The following is a 14631-nucleotide window of genomic DNA, read 5'->3' as shown; positions in this document are numbered from 1 at the left end:
CAGCGTGATCGAGCAGCCGAGCAACAAGACCGACCAGGTGTACGCCCTGCTCGAGGACATGATCACCTTTCAGGACCTCGCACCCGGCGACGCGGTGTCGGAGTCCCAGCTCATGACCCGCACCGGGTTCGGCCGCACGCCGGTGCGAGAGGCGCTGCAGCGGCTCGCGCGCGAGCGCATGGTCGAGATCCACCCGCACCGTGGGGTCTTCGTCGCGCCCGTGTCGGTGGAAGGACACTTCCGGCTCCTCGAGCTGCGCCGGGGTCTCGAGGAGATGGCTGTCCGGTTCGCCACCTTCCGCGCCCAGACCCGCCAGAAGGAGCAGATGCTGGCACTCGCCGCGGAGCTCGACTCGTTCACCGGGACCGACGTGCGGGCCTTCGGGGCGCTCCTCAAGCAGTCCCACGCCGTGATCGTCGCAGCCGCCCACAACGAGTACCTGCAGCTCGCCATGTCCCCGCTGCAGGCACTCTCCCGCCGGTTCTGGTTCGCGCACCTGCCCGACGTCGCCGAGCACCTGCGGATCGCCGCCGACCGGCACGCCCGCATCCTGCGCGCGGTCGCCCACGGCGACGAGGCGGCCGCGGTCGATGCCGGGCTGGTGCTGAACGACTACCTGACCGACCTCACCTATGCCGCACTCGGGAGGCCCGGGCCCTGACCTCGCCGACGGGACGGCCGGACTGGCGCAGCAGCGCGAGGGCCTCCTCCGAGGGCGAGCCCGCGACCGTCGTCACGACGATCAGGTTCTGCTCCGGCGAGCGGGCGATCGCGAGCGTCTGCTGTGTCACGGTCAGCCCGCCCACGACGGGGTGGTGCAGGTCGTAGGAGGCCGCGTCGCAGGGGGTGATGCGGTGGTCCCCCCACATCGCCACGAACTCCGGGCTCTTCATCGTCAGCTCGCCGATCAGGTTCGCGAGCAGCGGGTCCTCGGGGTGGCGGCCGACCGCGATCCGCAGGTTGCCCACGACGGCGCGCGCCTTGCGCCGCCAGTCCGAGTACAGCTCGCGGCTGTGCGGGTCGAGGAAGATCATCCGACTCGTGTTGGGACGGTTCGCGGGGTCGTCCGGGCTCGCCGGGTCGAGGTGCCCGCCGAGCAGCGAGTGACCCAGCTCGTTCCAGGCCAGCACGTCCGTGCGCCGGCCGAGGACCAGCGCCGGGACGCCGTCGAGCGCGCGCATCAGGTCACGCGTCTCCTCGCTGACCTTCTCCGGCCGGGGGCGGCGCACCCGGGGCGTCCGCCGGGAGGCATCGGCCAACCGCTCGAGGTGCTCACGCTCGTGGGTCTCGAGCCGCAGGGCACGACCGATCGCGTCGAGCACCTCCGCCGAGGCACCGCGGGAAAGACCCTGTTCCAGCCGGGTGTAGTAGGACACGCTCACCCCGGCCAGCTGGGCCAGCTCCTCGCGACGCAGGCCCTGCACCCGGCGGCGCGGCCCCACCTCGCGCAGCCCGACGTCCTCGGGGCGCAGCCGCGCACGCCGCGCCTGCAGGAAGTCGCCGAGGGGTCCTGGAGCGTCCATCCCCCCAGCATCCGGCAGCCGGCCCGCCGCAGCCACACCCCGGCAGGGGTAGGACCCACGGGGAGTGGTCGGCCGCCCGCCCCTGCCGCCAGCATGGGAGGACAAGGCCCTCGTCCTCCCACCGACCGCGACACCCGAAGAGGAAATCTCGTGCCCGAGCAGGCAGATCCCGTCGTGTCGACCCCCGCGGGCGCCGTCCGCGGCGTGCGCGACGAGTACGGCGAGCGCTACCGCGCCATCCCCTACGCCGCGGCCCCGGTGGGGCGCGCCCGGTTCGCACCGCCCGTGCCGCACCCGGGCTGGGAGGGCGTCCGCGACGCCACGCGACCGTCGCCGACGGCGCCGCAGCCGGCCCGGGACTTCGGCCGGCTCGACATGAGTCCCTACTTCGGGCCGGGCTGGGAGCGCGGCGAGGAGTACCTGACCGTCGACGTCCGCACGCCGGGCGCCGACGGCGCGGCGCGCCCGGTGATGGTCTACGTGCACGGCGGCGGGTTCGTCGCCGGCACAGGTCGCGCCGCGCTGTACGACGGGCGATCCTTCGCCCGCGACGGCGTCGTCCTGGTGACCCTGAACTACCGCCTCGGCATCCCCGGCTTCCTCGACCTCGAGGGCGCGCCGGGCAACCGCGGCCTGCTCGACGTGCTCGCAGCGCTGCGCTGGGTGCGCGACACCGTCGCCGCGTTCGGCGGCGACCCGGGGAACGTCACGGTCTTCGGGCAGTCCGCCGGTGCCACGCTCATCGGGGCGCTGCTCGCCACGCCGCAGGCCGCCGGGCTCTTCCGGCGGGCGATCATCCAGAGCGGCAGCGGCACCGGCGCGTTCACCCCGGAGCAGGCGCAGCGCGTCACCCGCGCCGCGGCGCAGGCGCTGGGCATCGCACCCACGGCCGACGCCTTCGCCGACGTCGCGGACGAGCGGTTCCTGGAGATACTGCCGTCGCTCGCCGGTCTGGACCTGCAGACCGCCACGGCCACCGACCCGCTTGCCGGTCTGAGCCCGTTCAGCCTGGTCCTGCCCGAGCAACCCGCCGACTCCCTGGCCCACGGGCCTGCGGCCGATGTCGACCTGCTGATCGGGGCCAACACCCAGGAGGGGCACCTCTACCTGGTGCCGCAGGGCGGTTTCGACGGATCGACGCACGCCGACGTGCTGGCCGCCGCGGCCCGCGCCCACACCGATCCCCAGGCCGCGGTCGCCGCCCTGACCGCCGAACGGCCGGGGGCGAGCCCCGGCGAGCTCCGCTCGGCCTTCCTCGGCAAGACCCTGTTCGGGGCCGGCACCCTCCGGATGACCGAGGCCCACGCGCGGGTCTCCCCCGGCCGCACCCACGCGTACCGGTTCGGCCACCGCTCCAGCGCCGTCGACGGCCTGCTGGGCGCCGCCCACACCGTCGAGCTCCCGTTCGTCTTCGACGTCGTCGACGAACCGTGGTTGCACGGGCCCGCCGGGCTGCTCGGACCCGACGAGGCGCCCGCAGACCTCGCCGGCCGCGTGCACGCCGCCTGGGTCGCGTTCGCGCGCACCGGCGATCCGGGCTGGGCCGCCTATGACCTCCGGTCCCCGATGGTGGAGTCCTTCGGCTGCTGAGCGGGCCCGGCTCCGTCGCCGGTGCGGGCGAACGGGCCGCCGGCACCGAACGCGTGCGCGGCGAAGCGTTCCCCGATGCGGCGGTGGCCCGCGGAGTCCGGGTGCAGCCGGTCGGGCAGCGGCAGCTCCGCGAAGTCCGGTTCCCCGTAGAGCGAGCGACCGTCGAGGTGGTGCAGGTTCGGGTCGTCGGTCGCGCGCTGCGCGGTGATGCGGGAGAGCTCGTCGCGGATGACGGTGAGCGTGAGCCGCCCGCCGGCGCGGTCCGCCGGGTCGCCGGTGGCCCGGAACCGCACCGTTCGCCCGTCGAAGTCCATGGCGCCAGGACCGGGGGTGTCCTCGTGGATGGGGCAGAGCAGGGGTGAGACGACCAGCAGCGGCGTGCCGGGGTGGCCCTCGCGGATCGTGTCGAGGAAGCCGTGGACCGCCGGGGCGAAGCCCCGCAGCCGCATCAGGTCGGCGTTGACCACGTTGATGCCGATCTTGAGGCTGATCAGGTCCGCAGGGGTGTCCCGGATCGCGCGTGCGGTGAAGGGATCGAGCAGGGCGTTGCCGCGCAGGCCCATGTTGATCAGTTCCACCTCGCCGAGTGCGGCGGCCAGCGCAGGCCACGTCCCGGTCGGGCGGTCGGCGTTGGAGCCGTGGCTGATCGAGCTGCCGTGGTGCAGCCACACCGGGCGGCCCCGGTCGGGCACGGCCTCGACCGGGGCGTCGGCGCGCAGGGCGATCAGCTCGGTGATCTGGGTGTGCGACAGCCAGATCTCGACGTCCTTCACCTCGGCGGGCAGGTCGGTGAACCGCAGGGTGCCGGGCGGACCGGGACGGGTGTCCGCGGTACCGGTCGTCATGTCGATGACGTGGAGGTTGCCGCCGTGCACCTCGGCCCGGCCCGCCGGACGACCGTCGACGCGCAGCTCGTACACACCGTTCGGCGGGGCCGGCATTCCCTGGTAGATCGTCTTCGTGGTGAGCACGTCCAGCTCGACGGCGGTGGCGCGGGTGCGGAAGGCCAGCCGCACCCCGGCGGGCTGCGCCTCGACCATGGCGAGGTACCCGTCGTCGGGGAACTGCGCGCGGGCCCGGGCCGGCAGCCGGTGCGGCAGCAGGCCGTGCTCGGTGCGTTCGACGTCGAGCGCGCCCCGCAGGATGCGGGGGTCGATGGGGACGGTGATCCAGTCGGTCACGCCTTCTCCCTCCTTCTCGCGGGCCGATGTGTGAGACCCTAGGTAGCTAGCTACAACGCTAGCAAATTACCTAGAGCTCCTAGGTTTAGGGAGGAGAGGCATGGCGCGCGCAGGGGTGACGCCGGCACGGCTGACCGAGGCGGCGGCAGATCTGGCCGACGAGGTCGGCTTCGAGAACGTGACGGTCTCGGCGCTCGCGCGCAGGTTCGGCGTCAAGGACGCCAGCCTGTACTCCCACGTCAAGAACGTGCAGGAGCTCAGGGTGCGGGTGACGCTGCTGGCGCTGGAGGAGCTCGCCGACCTGGCCTCCGCGGCGCTGGCCGGCCGCGCGGGCAAGGAGGCGTTGGTGGCCTTCGCCTCCACGTTCCGGGACTACGCGCGAGCACACCCGGGCAGGTACGCGGCCATGCAGATGGAGCTCGACCCGGAGACGCTGGCCGCGAGCGCGGCGAGGCGGCACGGCGAGCTGACCCGGGCGGTGCTGCGCGGCTACGACCTGGCCGAACCCGATCAGACCGACGCGGCCCGGCTGCTGCTCAGCGCCATCTACGGGTACCGGAGCCTCGAGGCGATGGGCGGGTTCCACCACCACCCGCGCGGGGTGGACACCTCGTGGCTCCGGGCCCTGGACGCGCTCGACGTCACGCTCCGGAACTGGCCACGGGTCTGAGAGCCGGTCAGCGCCCCCGACCGGCCAGCCGCGCCGCCGTGCGCAGCGTGCGGCGCGGTAGCTCCAGCGCGTCGACCACGGCCCGGTAGCGCCAGCCCGGCACCGACAGGGTGCGTCCGCGGTCGAGGTCGGCGAGGCACCTGGCGACCACGGCATCGGGATCCAGCCCGGACCTCGACGCGCCCTCCGGCGCGGGGCGCATGCGGACCTGCAGCTGCCCCACGCACAGCGCGAGCGCCCGGACGCCGGTGTCGGTCAGCGACGCTGCCACCGTGTCGGTGAACGACAGCACCCACGACTTGCTCGCGGCGTAGGCGTCGCCCCGGCCGGCGAGGTAGCCGGCGAAGCTGGCCACGTTGACCACCGCACCCCGGTGGCGCTCGATCATCCCCGGCAACGCGGCCCGGGTGAGGCGCATGACCGCGGTGATGTTGGTGTCGATCTCGGCCTGCAACCGCGCGACGTCGACACCCGCGAACTGGCCCTCGCCCTGCACCCCCGCGTTGTTGACGAGCAGGTCCACCGGCCGTTCCCGGTCGTCGAGCCGCTGCTCCACCGCGGCCAAGTCCTTCTCCTGCGTGAGGTCGGCGACCATGACCTCGACGGTCCTCCCGAGCCCCCGGGCCGCGCCCGCGACGCGTTCCACCGCGGCCTCCTCGATGTCCAGCAGGACGAGGTCATGACCGTCACGGGCGAGTCGTGCGGCGAAGGCGGCACCCAGACCGCGGCCGGCACCGGTGACGAGCGCAGTAGCCATGATCCGGACGCTAACAGCTCACCCGTTCGAGTCCACCTGCAGCACGGGACGGGGCTCAGCCGCGTCCCGCGGGCCAGTGCCGCCCCCGGCCCGGCCGCCAGTGCCGGCCCCGTTCCGGTCGGCTCGGGTGGTGCGTGCCCGACCTCGCCGGGTGGGCCTCGGCGAACTGCGCGGCCGTGATGCTCATGATCACGAGGGACGCCACGCCTCCGTGCACGAGCTCCGTGTCCCGCACGCGGTCGATCTCCTGGAAGCCCAGCCTGCTGTGCAGGGTCAACGACGCGATGTTGCCGCTGCGGATCCCGACGTCGCACCAGTGGTAGCCGCGCTGCTCGAACATGAACGCCAGCAGGGTGGCGACGGCGTCCCCCGCGTAGCCGCACCGGCGGTGCCGCACACCGATGCCGACCCCGTAGCTGAACCGGCCGGACGCCGGGACGGCGTGCAGGATGCAGATCGACCCGACCAGCATCCCGCCGTGCAGCGCCTCGATCGCGAACTGGTGGTCGTCGTCCTGGAGGTTCTCGTCACCGGCGGCGCTCGCCCGGTGCACCGCCCAGTGCCGGTAGCCGCCCACGCGGTCGCGCACCGCCGCCCGGTCGAACCCGACCAGCGTGCTGCGGTCGACCGAGCGGATCTCCCGCAGCCGCACCTTCCGTCCGATCGGACCCGGTGGTTCGGCAGCCGCAGGAGCGCCGGGCACCACCGGACGCGCGTGGGACGCACTGATCGTCATCGCCGGTCACCGTATCGGGGTCGCTCGGTGAGCCCGCCGCAGCGGTGGCAAGACCCGCCCGGACCAGGGGCGGAGCCTTCCGGCCGAACCTGTCAGACGAGCCCGAGCGCGAGCATCGCCTCGGCGACCCGCGCGTAGGCGGCGATATTGGCGCCGGCGACGTAGTTGCCCGGCATGCCGTACTCCTCTGCGGTCTCGAAGCAGCGGGCGTGGATGCCGATCATGATGTCGCGCAGGCGCTCCTCCGAGTGGGCGAACGACCACGAGTCGCGGGAGGCGTTCTGCTGCATCTCCAGTGCGGAGGTCGCGACACCGCCCGCGTTGGCGGCCTTGCCGGGGCCGAACGAGACGCCCGCCTCCAGCAGGACCCGGGCCCCCGCGGGGGTCGTGGGCATGTTGGCGCCCTCGCCCACGGCGATGCAGCCGCCCCGCACCAGGGCCGCGGCGTCGGCCTCGTCGATCTCGTTCTGGGTGGCCGAGGGCAGGGCGACCGCGCACGGCACCTCCCACACCGAGCGGTCGGTGACGAACGTGGCCTCGCCCCCGCGCTCCTCGGCGTAGGCGCCGATGCGCTCCCTGCGCACCTCCTTGAGGTCCTTGATCAGCTCGAGGTCGATGCCCTTGGGGTCGTGCACGAAGCCGGAGGAGTCGGAGCACGCCACGACCCGGCCGCCGAGCTGGTGGACCTTCTCGATCGTGTAGATCGCGACGTTGCCCGAACCGGAGACGACCACGTCCTTGCCGTCGAAGGTCTCGCCCCGGGCGCGCAGCATCTCCTCCACGAAGAACGCGCAGCCGTACCCGGTGGCCTCGCGCCGCACCTGGGCGCCGCCGTAGTTCAGGCCCTTGCCGGTCAGGACGCCGGACTCGTAGCGGTTGGTGATCCGCTTGTACTGCCCGAACAGGTAGCCGATCTCGCGGCTCCCGACCCCGATGTCGCCCGCGGGCACGTCGGTGTACTCGCCGATGTGGCGGTAGAGCTCGGTCATGAAGCTCTGGCAGAAGCGCATCACCTCACGGTCGGACCGGCCCTTCGGGTCGAAGTCCGAACCACCCTTGCCGCCCCCGATCGGCAACCCGGTGAGCGCGTTCTTGAACACCTGCTCGAAGCCGAGGAACTTCACCGTGCCCAGGAGCACCGTCGGGTGGAACCGCAACCCGCCCTTGTACGGGCCGAGCGCGCTGTTGAACTCGACGCGGAACCCGCGGTTGATGTGGATCGCCCCGCGGTCGTCCTCCCACGGCACGCGGAAGATGATCTGCCGCTCGGGTTCGCAGATGCGCTCCACGATCTTCGCGTCGGCGTATTCGGGGTGCTTGTCCACAGCGGGGCCGATGCTCTCCAGGACCTCGCGCACCGCCTGGTGGAACTCCCGCTCACCGGGGTTCCGGGCCAGTACGTCTGCATAGATCCGCTCCAGGTCGCCGTGCATCGGCACTTGCAACACCCTCCTACCACCGGCTCGTCGCAGGCACCTGACGGTTCCCGCAGCCGCTGCACCGCGCAGCGCCGACCGAGCCTAGGTGCAGCGAGCCGGATGACCCCCGGTCCGGCCCGTGAGCGGGATCAACGCCACACGTGCGACGCGCGCGTTCACCGCTCAGGGAGACGCACGCCTGCCGAACGCGTGGCGCGCCTCGCGCAGCACGCTCCCGGTCGCCCGCACCCACGAGGGCGCCGCCCGGTTGCCCTGCGGAGCCTCCCGCGACGGCGGCGTCGGCGCCGGATCGCGGCCCACGTCCCCGACCACCGCGACGGGGCTGCCGCCGTGCTGCAGCACCGATCGGCTGACCGACCCGAGGACCGCGGCCCGGACGTGCCCCCGGTGCCCCGACCCGACCACCACCAGCGCGGCGCCGCGGGACCGGGCGCCGACGGTGCGGGCCGGTTCGCCGCGGACGAGTTCGGCGACGACCTCGACGTCGGGGAACGACGCGCGCCACGGCTGGAGCGCGCGTTCGAGCGTCCGGCGCCCGACGGCCTCGGCGACGGACGCGGGCGCGTGCACCGCCTCCAGGTCCGCCGGGACGTCCGGCGTCCAGGCGTGGACCGCGACGAGGGGGATGCCGCGCTGGCGGGCGGCCCGGAACGCGAACCCGACGGCGGGTGCGCAGGAGCCGCCGTTCCCGACACCGACGACGACGCGCGGCGGCGACCATGCAGGCCGCACCCCGTCCGCCGGGGGTGGGATGACGACGACCGGCCCGGACGCGTGTGCGGCGACCTGGGCGGAGACCGACCGGGCCAGCAGTGCCCGCAGCCCGCACAACCCGCGGCTGCCCAGCACGAGCAGGCGCGCCCGGCCCGCCTCGGCGAGCAGGGCCCCGAGGGTGGTCCCGCCGAGCAGGTGCGCCGAGACCTCGATGTCCGACGCCACCGTCCGGGCCCGCTCGACCGACTCCGCCAGCACGGCGTCGGCCGCGGCATGCGCGGCGAGGTAGCTGTCCATCGGGGCGACGACGCCGTAGGGGTCGGCGGGGAGCGACGGGCGGAAGACGTGCACGATCCGCAGCCCGCACCCGCGGGTGGCGGACTCCGCGGCCGCCCATTCCACCGCAGCGCCCGCGGAGCCGGCGGCGTCGATCCCGACCACGACGGGCGGACGTGCACGGCCGGGCGACGCCCCCGCTCCCGGGCCGTTCACGACGACGGCCGGGGCGGCACGGCGTCGTCGAGCCGCCACACCAGCCAGATCAGGCCCGTGGCGAGGGCGAACGCCAGGGCGAACCCCAGCGATCCGACCACCAGGGCGAGCGCGCTGACCAGCATCCCGACGATGAGGAAGATCCGCATACCGGGTCCGGTCGCGGAACCGGAGGGCAGGCGCCGCGCACGCGCCTCGAAGGACCGGGCGAACCGGCGGTCCTGGTCGAGGATCCGCAGTTCGAGCTCGCGCAACGTCTCCCGTTCACGATCGCTGAGCATGACGCACCTCCTGGGGACCGAGACGGCCATACGGCACAAAACTCATCGTAACACGATGTATCGTGGCACGATATAGTTCGCGTCGGTGGAGCAGCCATGGCGCGCTGCGTGGTGTCATGGGGACGTGGGGGCCGAGGACGTGCGGACAGAATCAGGAACGCTCACGAAGCAGGACTTCGAGGCTCTCGCCCGGTTCCGCTTCGGGATCCGCCGCTACCTGCGCTTCAGCGAGGAGACCGTGCGCAGCCACGGCCTCGCCCCCCAGCAGTACCAGCTGCTGCTGGCGCTCAAGGGCTTCCCCGGCCGCGACTGGGCGACGGTGCGGGAGCTGGCCGACCGCCTGCAGCTGCGCCACCACAGCGTCGTCGAGCTGGTGAACCGGGCACAGGGCCAGGGCCTCGTCGAGCGACTACCGCATCCCGACGACGCGCGCGCGGTGCGCGTCCAGCTGACCGTGGACGGGGAGCAGATCCTCGCCCGGCTCAGCGCCCTGCACCGCGACGAGCTGCGCCGGATGGACTCCCACCTCGCACTGCCCGCCTGGCACGACGAACCGGCCGAACGCGACGGGAAGACCCCCTGAGCGGTGGCGCGAGCCGCCTCAGGTGAGGTCGGCGAGCTCACGCTGCGGCCAGCCGAGCAGGCGGGCGCCGAGCACCGCCGCGTGGATCGTGAACCGCTGCGCGGGCTCGGCGGGGTCGTACCCGGTGAGGGACGCGATGCGGTCGAGCCGGTAGGTCACGGCGCGCACCGACAGGTGCAGCTTGCGCGCGGTCTCGGTGACCACGCAGCCGGACGCGAAGTACGCGTCGAGCGTGCTCAGCAGCGGCCCGGCGCCACCGCGCGCCTTGGCCAGCGGGGTCACCACCGTCTGCACGAGATCGGTGATCGCCGGCTGGTCGCGCAGCAGCACGCGGTAGATCAGGAGATCCTCGGCGCGCACGACGGCCGTGTCGAGTTGCAGCCGCAGCGCCATCGTGAGCGCTTCCCGCGCCTCCTCGTAGGACCGGGCGATGCCGTAGCTGCCCGGGTACGGGCGGCCGACCGTGATCCGCCACGGGGCACCGCGCGGCGAGCGGCGCAGCTCGGCGTGCATCAGCTCCCCCAGCGTCGTGGGCGAGCCGCTGCGGGGACCCTGGCGGCCGGGCTCGCCCGGCGCGACCACGACCACGCACCCGTCCTTGGACGCGATCAGGACGTCCCGATCACCGACGCCCTGCACGACCGCGCGTTCCAGCGAGCTGATCGCCGCGTCGGTGTCGCCGAGGCGTCCCGTCGGGAGGGCCAACGCCACCTGGTGGGCCTGGCCCAGATCCATGCCGAAGGGCTCCGCGCGCTCGACGAGCGCGCCGACGTCGGCGTCCCCGCGCAGCAGGTCCTCGATCAGCTCCCGGCGCAGGGTCTCCTCGCGCTGCACCATCTCCCGGCGGGCAACGTTGTAACCCTCGGCCAGGCTCGCCACGGCACGGTCGACGGCGCGCATGACCGCCTCGGCGGCGCGCCCCACCGAGGCGCCGTCCTTCGACTTCGACACCGCGGGCAGCTCCCGCCACAGCCGCCACGACGCGGAGAGGTACAGCTGCACGGCGTTGCCGGCCGACACGCCGAGCTCGGCGGCGCGGCGCCCCAGCAGGCCGACGGCGTCGAGCTCCGCGCGCTCCGGCTTCCGCCCGGTGGCGGCGGCATCGGCCAGCAACGACAGGAAATCACCCAGCAGCTCCACCGGGACACCCCCGGCGCCGCGACTCGCCTCCTGGGCCACGCGGTTCAACCATGCCGCGTCGGCGCTGCCGTCCTCGCAGATCGCCGCCGAGCCGGGCCGCGCGTGTCCCTGTCCCATGTCCTGACTCCTCTCGCACACCGCCTCTCGCCGGTGGGGCCGTGATCGAGTTTGCCGATGCCAGGCAATGAGAGCGGCCGCCCTCAGGGTATCCCCTCCCGCTCACCTGCCAGGGACCGGCAAGGGGGCGGGCGCACTATCGCGGTCAACGCCTCCCGGCGGACGCGGCCAGGGTCCGCCTCCCGAGGGCGTCCCATCCGACGAGGCGACGGCGGCCCCCGAGCAGTCGCGGGACGGCGCCCCGCGTGTCCACGGCCCAGACGACCCATCCGGACGGGGTCCGCCGCAGGGCGATGTCGCCGATGCGGGACCGCGTGGCCGTGGCCCCGGTCATGATCGTCCGACCGAACGCGTCCTGCACCAGGAGGCGCTCGTCGGGGCGCCGGGCACGGGCAGGCCGCGTGGAGAACCCCCGCAGCACGACCGGCCCGCGCTGCAGGTCACCGAGCGCGGACGCGGGCACGAAGCGGCGGTGGCCACCGATGTCGACGATCACGCCCGTCACGCAGGCGCCACCCGCCCGCCGTTGCGCCACGACGTCGCGGACGTGCCCGAGGTGCTGCATCTGCGGGCCGAGGACCACCCGTCCGAGCAACTGCCGAACCCACACCACCGGCGCCGCGGGCGGGCAGGTGGCGCGGTCGCCGACGCCCCTGTCCCGATCGTGCGGTGCAACCGGCTGCGCGCCGACCTGCGCCTCGACCTGCTCCTCGACGCTGGAACCCACCGTCATCACAGACCCCCGCTCGGTACCGGACGCCCCACGGACCCGATCACGCGAGACCCGGGGAAGCCGTCCACAACTCCGACAGAAGGGCATGCAGGCCGTCCGCAAGGGGGCCGACGGCCTGCATGCCCACGCCCGCTGTTGCCGGGCACTTCCCACAGTGCCTGCACGCGCCGTTGCCGACAGGAGGACATGTCGGCCAACTTGACGGCCCTCAGGTTGCCGAGCCTCGGCAGGACCGCGATTTTCCTCAGATCGCCGCTGCGGGGCTGTACGGGACGGCCCGGACCAGCGTCACGCTCATCGACCGGCCATCGGGCAGCTGGTACTCGCGCTGCTCGCCTTCCGCCGCCCCGACGAGCGCCCTGCCCAGCGGGGAGTCCGGCGAGCAGATCTCGACGTCGGGGTAGGCGTCCTGCTCGCGCTCGGCCAGCAGGAAGGTCTCCTCGTCGTCCTCGCCACCACCGTAGGCGATCGTGAGCACCATGCCCGGCTCGGCGATCCCGTCGTCCGGCGGCTCCTGCCCGACCACCGGATCCTGCAGCATCTGCTGCAGCTTCCGGATCCGCTGGTTCCGCTCCCGCCGAACGGCACCGCCCTGCTCGTCGGATCCGTCCCGTCCCGCATTGCCGACGCCCGACTGCGCACCCTCAGGAATGTCACCGGCCCGCTCCCTGGTGAGCTGGAGGAGCTCGCTCTTCAGCCGCTCGTAGCCGTCCCGGGTCAGCCATACCTGCTGCGTGTCGGTCATCATCGTGCTCCTCGATCCGGATCGGGCGCCGGATGCATTCGGAATGAACCCAGAAGGGTGGCGGCGCCCAGATGAGAACGAGCACGGCCCGTCGAGGACCGCGCTCACAACCCACCATACGACGACGTCAAGCAGCATTCCGCCGGAAAACGAGAGGTTGCCGGACAACGGAATGCGGGGACGGTCGGCAGTTGCCGATACCGGGCAATGAGCGCACAGCCGGAAGCGCAGGCTCTCGTTCGGGGCCGCGAGGCACCGTGACGTTGCCGAGGCGTGGCAACGACCAGCCGGCGAACTTCGCCGTCCCCCACCCCCGACAACGCCGGCTCCCCCGCGGACGGTGGAGATGCGCGCGTCCACCTGGTGAGGCACGCGAACAGGAGAGCACCGGTGGAGACGAAATGACATCGCAGGAGTGCGGGGAGCGCCGGGAGCGCTGGTCGTGCCCGCTGGAGGAGATCCACTACGAACGCCGGGACGCACGGCGCGTCGCGGTCGTCGGCGGCGGCATGGTCGGGCTCGCCACCGCCTGGTTCCTGCAGGAACGCGGGGCCGAGGTCACGGTCTTCGAGCGCAGGCACATCGGCGCGGGCTCCTCGTGGGGCAACGCCGGGTGGCTGACACCGGCGCTCACGACCCCGCTCCCCGAACCGGCCGTGCTGGGGTACGGGCTTCGCGCGGTCATGGATCCCACTTCGCCCGTGTACCTGCCGCTGCGCGCCGACGTGCGCCTGTGGCGGTTCCTCCTCGGTTTCGCGCGGCGGTGCACGACCCGCCAGTGGCGTCGGGCCATGGCGGCCTACGTCACGGTGAACGACCGCGCGCTCGACGCCTACGACGAGCTGGGTGCCGGCGGCGTCACGGCGCCGACCCGGGAGGCGGACCCGTTCCTGGTGTGCTTCCGCGGCAGCACGCAAAGGCGCGGCATGCTCGAGGAGCTCGACGCGGTCCTGTCGGCCGGGCAGAAGATCGACTTCGAGCTGCTCGACGGCGCCGAGGCCCGCCGGCTCGATCCGGTACTGACCGAACACGTCGGCGCGGCGGTGCGGCTGCACGGGCAGCGCTACATCGACCCGCCGGCCTACGTCGGGGCCCTCGCCGGTGCCGTCCGGGCGCGGGGAGCGACGATCCTCGAGGACCGGGCGGTCCGCGACGTGTCCGACCTCGGCGACCAGGTGGTCGTGCGCGCCGATCACGGTGACCACCGGTTCGACGCGGCGGTCCTCGCCACCGGAGCCTGGCTCGACCAGCTCGCCCGCCGGTTCGGGGTCCGCCCCGTCCAGGCCGGGCGCGGCTACAGCTTCAGCGTGCCCGTCCGCGAGATGCCCACGGGCCCGGTCTACCTGCCCGAGCAGCGGGTGGCCTGCACACCGCTGGGCGATCGGCTGCGCGTCGCCGGGATGATGGAGTTCCGCCACCCCGACGAGCCGCTCGACCCGCGCCGGTCCCAGGCCGTCGTCGACGCCGTCCGCCCTTTCCTGCACGGCCTCGAGCTGCGCAAGCGCCACGACGAATGGGTCGGATCCCGCCCCTGCACGGTCGACGGGCTCCCGCTGGTCGGCCGGACCACCTCCCCGCGCGTGTTCGCGGCGGGCGGGCACGGCATGTGGGGCATCGCCCTGGGCCCGCTCAGCGGGCAACTGCTGGCCGAGGCCATCGTCACCGGCAGGACGCCGCCGGCACTGTCACCGTTCGACCCGCTGCGCTGAGTTATATCGTGTTACGATAGAGCTTCCGGCGCGCTACAGGAGGCCCGCGGTGGGCGACACGAACGGTCGGGACACGAACAGCCCGCGTGGCCTCGCGGAGATCGCGCAGCAGATGCGGCTCACGCTGCTCACCGCCACCCGCGCGGTCGAGATCAGCGCCGCGGCCGTGCTCGCCGACGTGCTCGGCGAGACCGCTCACCGGACCCGGTGAGCGGAGCCCG

General features: G+C 73.5%; 16 protein-coding genes. 6 read left to right on the top strand and 10 right to left on the bottom strand.

Annotation, left to right across the window (positions count from 1 at the left end; genetic code table 11):
* The first annotated feature begins 4 nt into the window (after nucleotides 1–4).
* Nucleotides 5–661 (top strand): GntR family transcriptional regulator, encoded by a 657-nt coding sequence (locus CFP66_RS25285; RefSeq protein ID WP_233159701.1) that lies wholly within the window; start codon nucleotides 5–7, stop codon nucleotides 659–661.
* On the opposite strand, the gene CFP66_RS25280 is transcribed toward CFP66_RS25285, so the two are convergent.
* Nucleotides 627–1523, bottom strand: a complete 897-nt coding sequence (locus tag CFP66_RS25280) for a helix-turn-helix domain-containing protein (protein ID WP_094927657.1) — start codon at nucleotides 1521–1523, stop codon at nucleotides 627–629. The two genes, CFP66_RS25285 and CFP66_RS25280, sit on opposite strands and share 35 nt — an antisense overlap.
* 150 nt (nucleotides 1524–1673) lie before the next feature.
* Here CFP66_RS25280 and CFP66_RS25275 point away from each other — a divergent pair, with 150 nt between their 5' ends.
* The gene (locus tag CFP66_RS25275) at nucleotides 1674–3113 is read left to right on the top strand and encodes a carboxylesterase/lipase family protein (RefSeq protein ID WP_094927656.1); all 1440 of its coding nucleotides are present in this window, start codon (nucleotides 1674–1676) and stop codon (nucleotides 3111–3113) included.
* On the opposite strand, the gene CFP66_RS25270 is transcribed toward CFP66_RS25275, so the two are convergent.
* Complete coding sequence (locus tag CFP66_RS25270) at nucleotides 3071–4294, bottom strand: GDSL-type esterase/lipase family protein (protein WP_094927655.1); 1224 nt, start codon at nucleotides 4292–4294, stop codon at nucleotides 3071–3073. The genes CFP66_RS25275 and CFP66_RS25270 overlap by 43 nt on opposite strands.
* Nucleotides 4295–4394: 100 nt before the next feature.
* Here CFP66_RS25270 and CFP66_RS25265 point away from each other — a divergent pair, with 100 nt between their 5' ends.
* A complete protein-coding gene (locus CFP66_RS25265) occupies nucleotides 4395–4964 on the top strand; it encodes a TetR/AcrR family transcriptional regulator (RefSeq protein WP_094927654.1) in 570 nt (189 codons plus the stop codon).
* 7 nt (nucleotides 4965–4971) lie between these two features.
* Here CFP66_RS25265 and CFP66_RS25260 read toward each other — a convergent pair whose 3' ends face one another.
* From CFP66_RS25260 to CFP66_RS25240, 5 genes are all read right to left on the bottom strand, one after another.
* Nucleotides 4972–5721 (bottom strand): SDR family oxidoreductase, encoded by a 750-nt coding sequence (locus CFP66_RS25260; protein WP_094927653.1) that lies wholly within the window; start codon nucleotides 5719–5721, stop codon nucleotides 4972–4974.
* A gap of 55 nt (nucleotides 5722–5776) precedes the next feature.
* Nucleotides 5777–6457: a GNAT family N-acetyltransferase gene (locus CFP66_RS25255; protein ID WP_094927652.1), complete on the bottom strand. Its 681-nt coding sequence runs from the start codon at nucleotides 6455–6457 to the stop codon at nucleotides 5777–5779.
* Between the two features lie 92 nt (nucleotides 6458–6549).
* The gene (gene gdhA / locus CFP66_RS25250; protein ID WP_094927651.1) at nucleotides 6550–7896 is read right to left on the bottom strand and encodes an NADP-specific glutamate dehydrogenase; all 1347 of its coding nucleotides are present in this window, start codon (nucleotides 7894–7896) and stop codon (nucleotides 6550–6552) included.
* Nucleotides 7897–8058: 162 nt separating this feature from the next.
* Nucleotides 8059–9051: a universal stress protein gene (locus CFP66_RS25245; RefSeq protein ID WP_143517377.1), complete on the bottom strand. Its 993-nt coding sequence runs from the start codon at nucleotides 9049–9051 to the stop codon at nucleotides 8059–8061.
* Nucleotides 9052–9098: 47 nt separating this feature from the next.
* Entirely contained in the window at nucleotides 9099–9383 is a 285-nt protein-coding gene (locus CFP66_RS25240) for a DUF3040 domain-containing protein (RefSeq protein ID WP_158228209.1), read from the bottom strand.
* Nucleotides 9384–9507: 124 nt separating this feature from the next.
* On the opposite strand from CFP66_RS25240, the gene CFP66_RS25235 reads away from it, so the two are divergent.
* Nucleotides 9508–9966, top strand: a complete 459-nt coding sequence (locus tag CFP66_RS25235) for a MarR family winged helix-turn-helix transcriptional regulator (RefSeq protein WP_094927648.1) — start codon at nucleotides 9508–9510, stop codon at nucleotides 9964–9966.
* 18 nt (nucleotides 9967–9984) lie between these two features.
* On the opposite strand, the gene CFP66_RS25230 is transcribed toward CFP66_RS25235, so the two are convergent.
* From CFP66_RS25230 to CFP66_RS25220, 3 genes are all read right to left on the bottom strand, one after another.
* On the bottom strand, nucleotides 9985–11223 hold the full coding sequence (locus CFP66_RS25230; RefSeq protein WP_094927647.1) for a CdaR family transcriptional regulator: 1239 nt from the start codon (nucleotides 11221–11223) through the stop codon (nucleotides 9985–9987).
* A gap of 145 nt (nucleotides 11224–11368) precedes the next feature.
* Nucleotides 11369–11956: a hypothetical protein gene (locus tag CFP66_RS25225; RefSeq protein ID WP_094927646.1), complete on the bottom strand. Its 588-nt coding sequence runs from the start codon at nucleotides 11954–11956 to the stop codon at nucleotides 11369–11371.
* Nucleotides 11957–12200: 244 nt separating this feature from the next.
* Nucleotides 12201–12704, bottom strand: a complete 504-nt coding sequence (locus tag CFP66_RS25220; RefSeq protein ID WP_369805153.1) for a GreA/GreB family elongation factor — start codon at nucleotides 12702–12704, stop codon at nucleotides 12201–12203.
* A gap of 398 nt (nucleotides 12705–13102) precedes the next feature.
* On the opposite strand from CFP66_RS25220, the gene CFP66_RS25215 reads away from it, so the two are divergent.
* Together CFP66_RS25215 and CFP66_RS48015 are read left to right on the top strand one after the other, a co-directional pair.
* A complete protein-coding gene (locus CFP66_RS25215; RefSeq protein ID WP_094927644.1) occupies nucleotides 13103–14410 on the top strand; it encodes an FAD-binding oxidoreductase in 1308 nt (435 codons plus the stop codon).
* 49 nt (nucleotides 14411–14459) lie between these two features.
* Nucleotides 14460–14621, top strand: a complete 162-nt coding sequence (locus CFP66_RS48015) for a hypothetical protein (RefSeq protein WP_158228208.1) — start codon at nucleotides 14460–14462, stop codon at nucleotides 14619–14621.
* Nucleotides 14622–14631: the final 10 nt, after the last annotated feature.

Origin of the sequence: Pseudonocardia sp. MH-G8, from assembly GCF_002262885.1 — a bacterium.
Taxonomy (GTDB): domain Bacteria; phylum Actinomycetota; class Actinomycetes; order Mycobacteriales; family Pseudonocardiaceae; genus Pseudonocardia.
This window is presented reverse-complemented; position numbering and strand designations above follow the sequence as displayed.